Annotated in this window: 13 protein-coding genes; 3 read left to right on the top strand and 10 right to left on the bottom strand. The window is 66.4% G+C overall.

Translation table 11 applies throughout. The features are described 5' to 3' along the window. Positions 1-14: 14 nt before the first annotated feature. Entirely contained in the window at positions 15-338 is a 324-nt protein-coding gene (gene cyaY, locus FHP25_RS07075) for an iron donor protein CyaY (RefSeq protein ID WP_178133353.1), read from the bottom strand. A 190-nt stretch (positions 339-528) separates the two neighbouring features. Between cyaY and rpmE the strand changes: the two genes are divergently transcribed. Together rpmE and FHP25_RS07065 are read left to right on the top strand one after the other, a co-directional pair. Next, entirely contained in the window at positions 529-759 is a 231-nt protein-coding gene (gene rpmE, locus FHP25_RS07070) for a 50S ribosomal protein L31 (protein ID WP_147846216.1), read from the top strand. 111 nt (positions 760-870) lie between these two features. After that, positions 871-1,740: a GNAT family N-acetyltransferase gene (locus tag FHP25_RS07065; protein WP_147846215.1), complete on the top strand. Its 870-nt coding sequence runs from the start codon at positions 871-873 to the stop codon at positions 1,738-1,740. A 35-nt stretch (positions 1,741-1,775) separates the two neighbouring features. Here FHP25_RS07065 and FHP25_RS07060 read toward each other — a convergent pair whose 3' ends face one another. The 9 genes from FHP25_RS07060 to mtnA form a co-directional block, all read right to left on the bottom strand. After that, the gene (locus tag FHP25_RS07060) at positions 1,776-2,330 is read right to left on the bottom strand and encodes a methylated-DNA--[protein]-cysteine S-methyltransferase (protein WP_147846214.1); all 555 of its coding nucleotides are present in this window, start codon (positions 2,328-2,330) and stop codon (positions 1,776-1,778) included. Continuing rightward, the gene (locus FHP25_RS42430; protein ID WP_147846213.1) at positions 2,311-3,819 is read right to left on the bottom strand and encodes a DNA-3-methyladenine glycosylase 2 family protein; all 1,509 of its coding nucleotides are present in this window, start codon (positions 3,817-3,819) and stop codon (positions 2,311-2,313) included. Before FHP25_RS42430 ends, FHP25_RS07060 begins: the two co-directional genes overlap by 20 nt. Before the next feature lie 67 nt (positions 3,820-3,886). Then, on the bottom strand, positions 3,887-4,609 hold the full coding sequence (locus FHP25_RS07050; protein ID WP_147846212.1) for a class II aldolase/adducin family protein: 723 nt from the start codon (positions 4,607-4,609) through the stop codon (positions 3,887-3,889). Positions 4,610-4,660: 51 nt separating this feature from the next. Beyond that, positions 4,661-5,953: a TRAP transporter large permease gene (locus tag FHP25_RS07045; protein WP_147846211.1), complete on the bottom strand. Its 1,293-nt coding sequence runs from the start codon at positions 5,951-5,953 to the stop codon at positions 4,661-4,663. 108 nt (positions 5,954-6,061) lie between these two features. Further along, positions 6,062-6,622, bottom strand: a complete 561-nt coding sequence (locus FHP25_RS07040) for a TRAP transporter small permease subunit (protein WP_147846210.1) — start codon at positions 6,620-6,622, stop codon at positions 6,062-6,064. A 140-nt stretch (positions 6,623-6,762) separates the two neighbouring features. Further along, positions 6,763-7,572: a TRAP transporter substrate-binding protein gene (locus tag FHP25_RS07035; RefSeq protein WP_231712237.1), complete on the bottom strand. Its 810-nt coding sequence runs from the start codon at positions 7,570-7,572 to the stop codon at positions 6,763-6,765. A gap of 437 nt (positions 7,573-8,009) precedes the next feature. After that, positions 8,010-8,468, bottom strand: coding sequence for a hypothetical protein (locus FHP25_RS07030; protein ID WP_178133352.1), 459 nt, complete (start codon positions 8,466-8,468; stop codon positions 8,010-8,012). 115 nt (positions 8,469-8,583) lie between these two features. Further along, on the bottom strand, positions 8,584-8,949 hold the full coding sequence (locus FHP25_RS07025; protein WP_178133351.1) for a hypothetical protein: 366 nt from the start codon (positions 8,947-8,949) through the stop codon (positions 8,584-8,586). Positions 8,950-9,159: 210 nt separating this feature from the next. Next, on the bottom strand, positions 9,160-10,269 hold the full coding sequence (gene mtnA, locus FHP25_RS07020) for an S-methyl-5-thioribose-1-phosphate isomerase (RefSeq protein ID WP_147846207.1): 1,110 nt from the start codon (positions 10,267-10,269) through the stop codon (positions 9,160-9,162). Between the two features lie 163 nt (positions 10,270-10,432). On the opposite strand from mtnA, the gene FHP25_RS07015 reads away from it, so the two are divergent. After that, on the top strand, positions 10,433-11,854 hold the full coding sequence (locus tag FHP25_RS07015) for an MATE family efflux transporter (protein WP_178133350.1): 1,422 nt from the start codon (positions 10,433-10,435) through the stop codon (positions 11,852-11,854). Positions 11,855-11,877: the final 23 nt, after the last annotated feature.

Here is an 11,877-nt window from a genome sequence, read left to right as displayed (position 1 = left end):
GCCCTGCACGACCTCTAGCCAAGAACAACATCAATGCCGGTCGCAGCGGCCAGCTCGCGCGTCAGCAGCGCGACCAGATCCTGCCCCTGCCGCGTATCCCGCCAGGCGCCCGATTTGGCATCCAGGGCGAAATGCCACGCACCGGATTGAGGCGAGGAGACCCATACCTGCTGCGTCGGCGCGTGCTTGTTGATCACGTAGGTGCCGCCGCCATCCAGGGCCACGTTCAGGATGCCGCCCTCATAGTCGACCTCGGCGACATCGGCCAAGGCGGCCTCCAGCCGATCGGCGAAGCGGTCAAGCAGGCGCGTGGCGGTCACGTCGAAGCTGGCAGTCATGGGTTGATCGACCCAAGTCATTGAAATTGCATGTGTTGCCGCGCCCTATAGCAGGCGTCCCGGGTATCAACAAGCGAGCCTGTCGACGCATGACACATCCCCGCAGACAATCCGTCGCGAGGGAGCGCAATGGCCTTGCCCCGCGGCACCGCCTCCTATATAAGGCGCCCCTCGCACGCAGAGATCCGTCATGAAGCAAGGCATTCACCCCGACTATCACGAGCTTACGGTCGTCATGACCGACGGCACGTCGTTCAAGACCCGCTCCACCTATGGGAAGCCGGGAGCGACCTTGCGGCTGGACATCGACCAGAAGACCCATCCGGCATGGACTGGCGTCAACAAGATCGTGGACCGCGGCGGTCGCATGTCGCGATTCAAAGAAAAATTCGGCAACATCGGGCTGGCGGCCAAGAAGTAGCGGTCCGCCTCTAGACAGCACCAACGCCCGGCTGTTGCGCCGGGCGTTTCGTTTTCGGGGACCCATCATCCCCGAGCGACCCCCGGTCGGCACGATCAAAAGGGGGTCCATATGAGCGCGTTCGATATCCGTATCCTGGGTGCCGGCGACGAGCCGCGCCTCGAGGCCTTCTTCGCCGACAACCCCGACCTCACTCTCTTCCAGCGCTCCAACCTGCGCCATGCCGGCGCCATCGATGACGGGCGCCGCTACGGCGGCACCTATGCCGCCGCCCTGGTCAACGACGAGGTCGTCGGTGTCGTCGCCCACTACTGGAACGGCAACGTGATGCCGCTCGTCCCCAGCGGAGGTCACGACGTGCGTGTCCTGCTCGATGCGGCGCTGGCAGCATCCGGACGCAAGATCGTCGGCGTCGTCGGCAGCTGGGACCAGGTTGCCGCGACCCTGATGCATCCGACAGTCCGCGGCCGGATCGCCAAGCGCTGCGCGCGTGAGATCCTGTTCGCGCTGCCGCTCACCGAGCTGGTCGTGCCACAGGCCCTGTCGGCCGGTGACATCACGGTGCGCAGCATGGGCGACGACGATCTGCCTCTGCTGGCAGCGTGGCGCGTGGAATACCTCGTCGAGATGTTCGACCTGCCGCGCACGGCCACGACCTGGGATGTCGCGGCGCAGGATGTCGCGGCGCTGCACGCTGAAGGCCGTGCCTGGGTGGTCGAAGCCCAGGGCCGGCCGGTCGCCTTCACGGGCTTCAACGCGGCGCTGCCCGACGTGGTGCAGGTCGGCGGCGTCTACACGCCACCATTCGGCCGCGCCCGCGGCTTCGCACGCGTGGCGGTCGCCGGCAGCCTGCTGCGGGCGCGGCAGGCCGGCGCCGACCGCGCCGTGCTGTTCACCGACGTGAGCAACAACGCAGCACAGCGCGCCTATCGTGCGCTCGGCTTCGAGCCGATCGACGACTGGGGTCTGGTGCGTTTCTGACCTGCAAGCGCGAGCCAGAAGCTCGCGCTTGCATTCTACGCCGCCAGCGCTCCCGGCTGCGGCTTGTCGCGAAACGCAGCGCCCTCGTGCGTCAGCAGCCAGCGCTTGCGGTCGAGGCCGCCGCCGTAGCCGGTCAGCGAACCATCGGAGCCGATCACCCGATGGCAAGGCACAACCACGCTGATCGGATTGGCTCCGTTGGCAAGGCCAACGGCGCGCATGGCACGCGGAATACCAAGCCTGGCCGCAAGCGCCCCGTAGCTCAACGTCTCGCCAGCCGGGATGCTGCACAGCGCCTTCCACACCTTGCGCTGGAACGGCGTGCCGGCAGTGCGCCAGCTGATAGCGCGAAGCTGCGCAAGATCGCCGGAAAAGTAGCTGTCCAGCGCATGGCGCATGTCGGCCGGTGCACGGCCGGGCATGAGGTCGACGGCGCCGTATTGCCGGCGCAGCAACCGCTCCAGGCGTGTTTCGAAATCGCTCCAGTCGAGCATGCGCAGATGCCCATCGCCGTCGGTGACGAGCAGCGCCTCGCCGATCGGCGTCTTGAGGCGGTCGAGGCGAAAGCGGTCAGGCGGCGCGGCGGGCATCGGTTGTCTCCCTGTCGATGATCGCATTCCGGGCATCGGCGGCCCACAGATGCAGCGCTGCATAGGCGCGCCACGGCCGCCACGCCTCGGCGCGGGCCAGCAGCTGCGCCGGCGACGGCCGCGCTCCGGCGCCGTCAGCCATGGCACGCAGCAGGCCGATGTCGCTGGCCGGAAAGGCATCGGGCTCGCGCAGCTCGCGCATGGCGATGTATTGCGCCGTCCACTCACCGACGCCGGCCAACGACTGCAGGCGGGCGATCGCCTCGTCAAGGCTGCGCCGCGGACCGAAGATCAGCGGATCCGCCACCACCGCCGCGGCCAGCGACCGCAGCGCTGCGGCACGTGCGCCCGGCATGCCCAGCGCGGCGACATCCGCCGCCGCCAGCGTCCCGGGCGCGGGAAACACGTGCGTCAAGCCCGGCATCGCACCGTCCGGCGATGGCAGCGCCTCGCCATGGGCTCGTACCAGCTTGCCGGCGAGCCCGGTCGCCGCTGCGACCGTGATCTGCTGACCCAGGACAGCGCGCACGGCGAGCTCGAAGCCATCCCAGGCGCCGGGCACACGCAGTCCCGGGCGTGCGGCGACCAGCGGCGCCAAGGTGGGATCCTGCGCCAGATGGGCACCGATCGCGACAGGATCGGCCGCCAGGTCGAACACGCGCCGCACGCGGGCGATGATCGTCGGCAGCGCGCGCAAATGCGGGAAGCGGACGGTCGCCTTGACGCGTGCATTGGCGGTGGGCTCGACCATGAGCGTGCCCTTGCCGTCGCCGATCGCGATCGTGCGCGCGTAGCGGTCGCCCGAGACGACCTCCACACCGGGGATCGCGCGCGCCGCCAGGAACGTCAGCATCGCGCTCCAGTCGTAAGGCGGCCGATAGGCCAGCGTCACGGACACAGCCCCGCCGCCGGTGCTCACCGCTTGCGTCGCCCGGCTTCGCCGCAGAGCGATCGGCGGCCGGTCGAAGAGCTGCTGGAAGGTCTCGTTGAAGCGGCGCACGCTGCCGAACCCGGCCGCCAAGGCAACATGGGCCATCGACAGCTGCGTGTCGTGGATCAGCTGCTTGGCCAGCAGCACGCGCCGTGTCTGCGCCACCGCGACCGGCGAGGCGCCAAGGTGCTGGCGGAAGAGCCGCCGCAGCTGACGCTCGCCGACCCCCAGGCGATCGGCCAGCGCCTCGACGTCGGCGGCATCCAGCGCGCCGCTTTCGATCAGCGCCAGCGCCCGCGAGACAGTGTTGGACGTGCCGCGCCAGGCAGCAAGATCGGGCGAGGTTTCCGGCCGACAACGCAGACAGGGCCTGAAGCCCGCTCCCTGCGCAGCCGTGGCGGTTGAAAAGAACAGGACGTTCTCGCGCTTGGGCGTGCGCGCCGGACAGATCGGCCGGCAGTAGATCCCGGTCGTCTTGACGGCGACAAACAGGCGTCCGTCAAAGCGGGCATCGCGCGTCTGGATGGCGCGGTAGCAGGCGTCATGATCGAGGTCCATGAAACCATCATCCTCCGCCGCCCCGCCGCCGTCTCGCGGTTTTCGGACACTGTCCCCTGGGCGCCGGCTACCCACGTGGCAGGCGTGTCCCGGCATGGACCAGATCGGCGTCCGGAAAATCCGGCGTGCCGTAGGTACGGAACAACGCCAAGGCCTCGGCCATCTGCGCCGCCGACAGCAGCGCCGGCTCGCCGATGGCGCAGGCGCGCAGGTACATGCCCGCCAGCGCCTCGACCTCGACCGCCAGCGCCAGCGCCTTTTCGAGCGTGGCGCCGATGGCGATCAGCCCGTGATTGGCCAGCAGGCAAGCGCGGCGGCCCGCGAGCGCCGCCAGCGCCAAGTCACTCAGCGCCTGGGTGCCGAAAGTGGCGTAAGGCGCGCAGCGGATCGAGTCGCCGCCCGCCACCGCCACCATGTAGTGGAAAGGCGGGATATCGCGACGCAGCACCGCCAAGGTCGTGGCCAGCGGCCCATGCGTATGGATCACCGCACCCGCGTCAGCCCGTGCTGCGAGGATGTCGCGGTGAAAGCGCCATTCCGACGACGGCCGTCGCGCGCCGTACCAGCGCCCGCTCAAGGTCATGGTCGGGATCTGCGCCGGCAGCATGGCGTCATACGACACGCCACTGGGTGTGATGAGGAACCGGTCGCGACCGATCCGTACGCTGGCGTTCCCCGACGTTCCCTGGTTGATGCCCAGGGCATTCATCCGGCGACAGGTACCGATCAAGGCACGACGCAGCGTGGCTTCGGTGGGCCTTGCCGCAACGGGTTGTTTTGCCTTCGTCATACCCGGCACTCGGGAGGGGGAACCACCCCTCCCCTGCCGCAGCACACGGCCCTAGTCAAGGAAGCCGGCCAGCCTGGGGAGCCACAGACTGATGCTGGGGTAGTAGATGCAAAGCAGCAGCCCGACAACCTGCAGGGCGACGAAGGGGTACATGCCGCGGTACACGTCATTCATGGTGACTCCGGGCGGCGCCGTGCCCTTCATGTAGAACAGCGTGGCGCCGAAAGGCGGAGTCATGAACGCGGTCTGCAGGTTGACCGCGACGATCGTCCCGAACCAGGTCAGCAGATGCGCCTGGCCCGCACCGGCACCAAGATGGTCGGAAAAGTCATACTTGGCCAGGATCGGCCCGAAGATCGGCAGCACGATCAGGCAAATCTCGATCCACTCGAAGGGAAAGCCCAGTAGGAAGATCAGGATCATCACGAAGATGAGCATCTCCCACTTGGTGTCAACTCCCAGGCCCAACAGGGTCGAGATCATCAGTTCGTCGCCGCCTAACAGCCGGAAGACCAGGGAGAATCCGGTCGCGCCAAGGAAGATCATGAACACCAGGCCATTGGCACGACAGGCCGAGCGGATGGCCTCGTTCAGCATCTTGATGTTCAGACGATTGTTCAGGGCCGCGATCAGCATCGAGCCCAGCACGCCGACACCGCCACTCTCGGTGGGCGTCGCCCAGCCGGCGAAGATCGAGCCGAGCACGATCACCATCAGCGCCGTCATCGGGAACATTCCGCGCCAGAGCGTCCACCAGAATTCTCTGCGGCTCTGCGGCCCGTATTCCGCCGTCAGCTTGGGCGCCGCGCCCGGACGCAGAACGGCGACGCCCAGGATGTAAAGCATGTAGAGGCCCGAGAGCAGGAAGCCCGGCATGATCGACGACAGGAACAGATAGCCGGCCGACGTGCCTAGCATGTCGGCCATGACCACCAGCATGATTGCCGGCGGGATAAGGATGCCCAAGGTGCCGGCCGAGGCAATGGTGCCAATCGCAAGCCGCTTGTCGTAGCCCGCTTTAAGCATCTGCGGCAGCGCGATCACCGAGAGCGTGACCACGGCAGCACCGACCACGCCGATCGGTGCGGCGAGGATGGTGCCCATCGCCATCACGGCCACGGCCAGCGCCCCCGGAACCCGCTTCAGCATCACCTCGGTTGCATCCAGCATCGCTTTGGCCGATCCCGACCGTTCGAGAATCGACCCCATGAAGATGAACATCGGGACCGAGGCCAATACCGGGTCTATCGCCACCTGACCCCACATGCGCAGAACGACGTCAGACAGGCTGATGAGCCTGAACACCCCCAGCCACGAACCCAGCACGGCAAAGACCAGCGCCATCCCCCCATCACGTAACCCACGGAGTAGCCGCAGAAGATGACGAAAAACATCGCCACGAACATGATCAAGGCGAGGTTGTCGGCGAGCCAATCGAGCACGGCAGCCCCCCTAAACTTCCGCGACCGTATGGCCGATTTGCAGATTGACCTCTTCCTGCGGCCGACCGCCGAACAGGAAGGCGATCACGCGGAGCAGCACGCTCAGGATGCCGGCCACCACCATCCACAAGCCGGCGGCATAGATACCCTTGAGCACCCAGCGATGCGTGAGCCCGACCGCGGCGTCGGACATCTCATTCAACCGATACGACTGGGCCACGAAGTCGAGGCTGTACCAGGACACAAGCATGACGTACGGCATCGCGAACAGCACGCAGCCGGCCAGCTCGATCCAGGCCTTGCGGCGCAGGCTGAGGTGCTCGGTGAGTGAATCGACGCGGGGATGGGCGTTGATTGTATAGCAATAGCCCATCCACAGCGAGAAGATGGCGGCATGGAAATGCCATTCGAGCTCCTGCAGCTTGGTGTAAGGGAGCTCCAGGCCTGCCTTGCGCGCCAGAACGTCGAAGGTGATGACGGTGGCCATGATCACCATCAGCCAGCCCGACGCAAAGGCAATCCACTCGAGCGTCCGGCGGATGGCCTCGGCGATCGCAAGCACTGTCTTCATGGCGTCGACCCCCGTCAGGCAGCGCAGGCGGACGCGTCCGGAAGTCGGTAGATCCGTTCGCGTGCACCTCAATCCGCAAACGAGCTGCCGGGCATCGGTTGTTTATCGATGCCCGGCCGTCACCATGCCGTGGCGTGCCGTTACTTGCTGTTGAGGTAGGTCGCCTTCATCGTCTGCGACTCGCCCCACACGGCGTACTTCTTGCGGAAGTCCAGGTAGTGATCGGCGATCTTCTTGAACAGTGGATCCTTGGCTGAATCCTCGGCGATCACCTCGAGCCAAGCCTTCTCATACGCTGCCAGATCCTTGTCGCTCCAGCGACGAATCTGCACGCCGTGCTTGGCCTGCATCTCCTGCATCGGACCGAATTGCGACGCCTCGGTCTCGGCATACGTGAAGATCACCTGCGCCTGCGCTGCAACCTCGATCATCGCCTTGTAGTGTGCGGGCAGCGCATCGAACGCCTTGGCGTTCATCAGGAACTCGCTGCACGACACCTGCTGGTGCCAGCCCGGGAAGTAGTTGTACTTCGCGATCTGGTGGAAGCCGAGCTGGATGTCCATCGTCGGCATCGAGAACTCGGTGGCGTCGATCACGCCGCGCTCCAGCGCCGGGAAGATGTCGGCCGCCGCCAGCAGCTGGGTCGACACACCCATCTTCTCCATCACCCGCGCGCCGAGCCCGAAGAAGCGCATCTTGATGCCCTTCATGTCCTCAATGCCCTTGACCTCCTTGCGGAACCAGCCCGACGTCTCGGGGCCGATGCAGAAGCAGTCAAACGCCTTCAGGCCATGCTGGGCGTAGATCTCGTCACGCAGCTTGTTGCCGCCGCCGTGCCACTTCCACGCCAGGAACTCGCCGATCCCCGGCCCGAACGGCACGGTGGTGAAGAAGGCAAGCGCTGGATACTTGCCGGTATGGTAGCCTGGCGTGGTCCAGCATGACTCGATCGAGCCTTTCCAGCGGCGGCACCAGCGCGCCGGGCTCGTAGAATTTGATCTCGAATTTGCCGGCAGACATCACCTCGATGTCCTTGGTGAAGCGTATGGCCGGCGGGCCCAGATGCGGCAGCTGGCTGCCGAACGCGCTCTGCATCTTCCAGCGGATCTTGTCCTGCGCGGTCGCCGGCGGCACACCGAAAGATATGGCGGTTGCGGCCAGGAAGGCCGCCGTCAAGAGCTTGAACATGAGTCGCCTCCCTTCCCTGCTCTCGGCGGGCCGGTACTGACGACTGCCTGCCCGCGCCGGCTTGCTTCGCCGGCTTGGCTGTCGGATCGACTATCCTTTATTTCGCAAAGCAAAATAACATACGACGACGCCGCGAGCCGATCATTGGCCGCCAGCAGCGTGGCGAACCCTTCGATCACCTTTGGACGGTGCGCGCCGATCAAGTCCCGAACCGCTTGGCAATTTCGCCCGGAAGCACGAAAACGGCCCAGAGCCCGACGCCACCGAAGCCGGTGACCACGGTGATCCAGAGCAGCCACGTGTTGAGGCGACTGACCTTGAACCCTTCAGGGAGTCTCCGGTTGTTCAGCAGCAGGATCTGCCAGGCTCCGATCGATCGATAGACCAGGGCGGAGATGGCGACGCCGATCCAGAGGACGAAGGGCTGCGCGACGGTGACGAGGTAGAGGCCGGCCACGACCGCTATCGTGACAACGAGGAAGTAGTAGAAGCGGTAGGATCGCCGTGCCCTTCCAGTGACCGCGATCGCGTCGCAGGTCGTGCGTCCGATGTAGGTGTCATAGAAGGGGAACTGGGCATCATAGAGCGTCACCATGATGACCAGCAGCATCAGCCATCCCGCCGTCGGCCCAAGCACGCCCTGGGCGACGGTGGCCATCTGAAGGGGAACCTGCACGGCAGGCCCCAGATGGGCGGATTGCCGATGCCGGTGAAGCGCTCCGCAGCGATAATCGCGCCGCCCATCCAGGCTGGCCACGCCCAGGTCAGGATGGTCACGACGGCCCAGAACACCGGCCAGAACCCGTACGGCTTAGGTCGTTGGTGGCGGCGAAGAAGGACCGGCCCGTGCAGATGCTGTACTTGACGCACTCATAGACCAGCGCGGTCTCGAGGATCACCGAAAGCGTCATCAGCCAGTGCATGTGCAAGGTGCCGCGAGCGGCGACGTTCGGCAGCAGATAGGCCTCGCCGCCGCCGATCGAGATGCCGAAGTTGATGGCCTGCGGCCCGACGGCCGCCAGCATGCCGGCCAGCGTCAAGGGCAGCGGGTTCGGCACGGCGTGGAGCGATTGCTCGTCCAGCCGAGCCTCGGCGACGCTGCCGGCCATACCACCTGAGTTTACCGTTTCGCTAGGCATGACACAGACCTCCGGATCCGTTGCCTGCCCGTGACTGTGACGAGATTGCTCATCCCGCGCAGTCTCGCGGCAAGCAATCCTGATGATGCCAAAGCTAGAAACCCAACAGCGGCCACGTGCGATTGAGTGGCCTTTCACCCCAAACGGAAGAACCGTATCAAATCAGAGCCAGCGCTGCCAGCGGGAGTTGTGGCGCCATCGCCGTGGCGATCACGCCGAATGACGGGTGCGCCGTTCCGGGTAGAGCGACAACAGCCCCGCCTCGCTCGCCGGGCAGACACCGCGCTCGGTGATCAGGGCGGTGACCAGCCGCGCCGGCGTGACATCGAAAGCATAGTTTGCAACGTCGCTGCCGTCGGGCACCAGCGCCACCTCGGCACAGGCGCCTGATTCGGTGCGGCCTGTGATATGCGAGACTTCACGGCCATCGCGCTGCTCGATCGGGATTTCGCGCACACCATCGCTGAGCGCCCAGTCGATCGTGGGATAGGGCAGCGCCACGTAGAACGGCACGCCATTGTCGTGCGCCGCCAGCGCTTTCAGGTAGGTGCCGATCTTGTTGCAGACATCGCCGCGCCGCGTCGTGCGGTCGGTGCCGACGATGCAGAAATCGACCATGCCATGCTGCATCAGGTGGCCACCGACATTGTCGGCGATCACGGTGTGCGGCACGCCGTGCCGGCCGAGCTCGAATGCGGTCAGGCTCGCGCCCTGATTGCGCGGCCGGGTCTCATCGACCCACACATGAATCGGGGTGCCCTCGTCATGCGCCCGATAGATCGGTGCCAACGCCGTGCCCCAGTCGACCGTGGCCAGCCAGCCGGCGTTGCAATGGGTGAGCGCATTGATCCGCGCGCCGCCCGGCTTTCGCGCCGCGATGTCCCTGATCAAGCGCAGCCCATTGTCGCCGATCGCGCGGCAGATCGCGACGTCCTCATCGCAGATCGCAGCAGCGCGGGCAAAGGCCGCTGCACGTCGCTTGTCCGGCGGCAATTGCCGCAGCCGGTCGCGCAGATCATCCAACGCCCAGCGCAGGTTGACCGCCGTGGGCCGGGTCTGCAGCAGGATCGCGTAAGCACGATCCAGCATGGCGTCGGTCGGGTCCTCCGCCATCGCCAACGCCAGGCCGTAAGCGCCGGTGGCGCCGATCAATGGCGCCCCGCGCACCACCATGGTGCGGATGGCGTCGGCCGCCTGCGGCAGTGTGGCCAGGCGGCGGACGGCAAACGCATGCGGCAGGCGTGTCTGGTCGATCACCTCGACGGAGCGGCCATCATCGGCGAGCCAGATCGTGCGGTATGCTTTGCCGTCGATATTCATGAGACGCACAGTTTCCGCCGACACCCGCGCTGTCAAGCCTGGGTCCCGTGCAGCGGCACAGCCTCAGATCCATGAGGAAAATTTATCATGCGGACTGCCATTCTCTGGTGTCGCGGCCCGTAGATACGTGTAGTTACACGCGACCCGATTGCGAGGATCCAGCTTGTCGTCGCTTCCTACGCGCACCGCCCGCGAACAGGCGATCCTGACCGGTCCGATCCTGCCGACGATCCTGCGGCTGGCGGCGCCCAACGCCTTCACCGTCATCGTCCAGAGCCTGGTGATCGTGGTCGAGACGGTGTTCGTCGGCACGCTCGGGCCTCAGGCCCTGGCCGCGAATGCCTATGTCTTTCCGTTCCTCGTGCTGATGCAGACCATGTCGACCGGCGCCATGGGCGGGGGCGTGTCGTCGTCGGTGGCGCGTGCCCTGGGCGCCGGCGACCTGGCGCGCGCACGCGCGCTGGTCCTGCATGCGACGCTGATCGCCATCGGCTTCGGGCTGCTGTTCACACTGCTGATGCGCGGCTTCGGTCCGGCGATCTACGGCGCGATGGGTGCACGCGGCACCGTGCTCGATCTGGCGCTGCGCTATTCTGATACGCTGTTCGCCGGAGTCACGACGATCTGGCTGGCCAACACCTTGCTGAGCATCGTGCGTGGCACCGGCAACATGGCGATGCCGACAGCGATCCTGCTGGCAACCGCCGGCGTGCAGATGACGCTGGGCTATGCCCTGACGCAAGGAGTCGGTCCCCTCCCCTCGGCCGGCATCGCCGGGATCGGCTGGTCGACCATCCTGGCCAACGGCCTCGGCGCCGCAACGACGCTCGCATTTCTCTTCTCGCCGCAATCCCGCGTGCGGCCCGCCGTCGCCGGCGTGCGGCCGTCATGGCCTATGTTCCGCGACATCCTGCGCGTGGGTGGCGTGGCGATCTTCTTCTCCCTGCAGAATGCCTTCGCGGTGATGGTGCTGTCGGGCGTCATCGGTGGCTTCGGCGCCGCGGCGGTCGCCGGCTACGGCATCGGCGCGCGGCTGGAGATGCTGCAGATCTCGATCGTGTTCGGCATTGGCGCGGCGCTTGTCCCGATGGTGGGCATGAATTTCGGCGCCGGCCAGATCGCCCGGGCGCGCCGGATAACGCTTGTCGGCGCGCTGGCCGCGGCGGCGATCTCGGGCATCATTGGCACCGTCTTCGCGGTGATGCCGCAATGGTGGAGCGGCCTCTACACCGCCGACCCGCTGCTGCGCGAGGCCACGGCGACCTATCTGCAGCGGGTCGGGCCGACCTTCGCGCTGTTCGGTTTCGGCATCTGCCTGTACTTCGCCACCCAGGGCTCCGGCCGCGTCATCGAGCCGGTGCTGGCGGCCACGGCGCGGCTGGTCCTGGTGCTGGTGGGCGCCACCCTGGTGATCCGGTGGGGTGGTGACTACACAATGCTGTGCTGGGTCATCGCGGCAGCCATGATAGCCTACGGCTTGCTGGCTGGTGCCGCGCTCGTCTTCACGCCGTGGCGTGCGCCCGAGCCAGCCGGTCGCGCAGCACCACCCACGGTAGCCCAGGTATCGACGGCTACCGCGAAGTAACCGCCGCCCTCACGGCGCGCTGC

This window comes from Vineibacter terrae (assembly GCF_008039615.1).
Classification (GTDB): domain Bacteria; phylum Pseudomonadota; class Alphaproteobacteria; order Reyranellales; family Reyranellaceae; genus Vineibacter; species Vineibacter terrae.
Note: the sequence above shows the minus strand (reverse complement) of the source record. Positions and strands in the feature narration are given on the sequence as shown.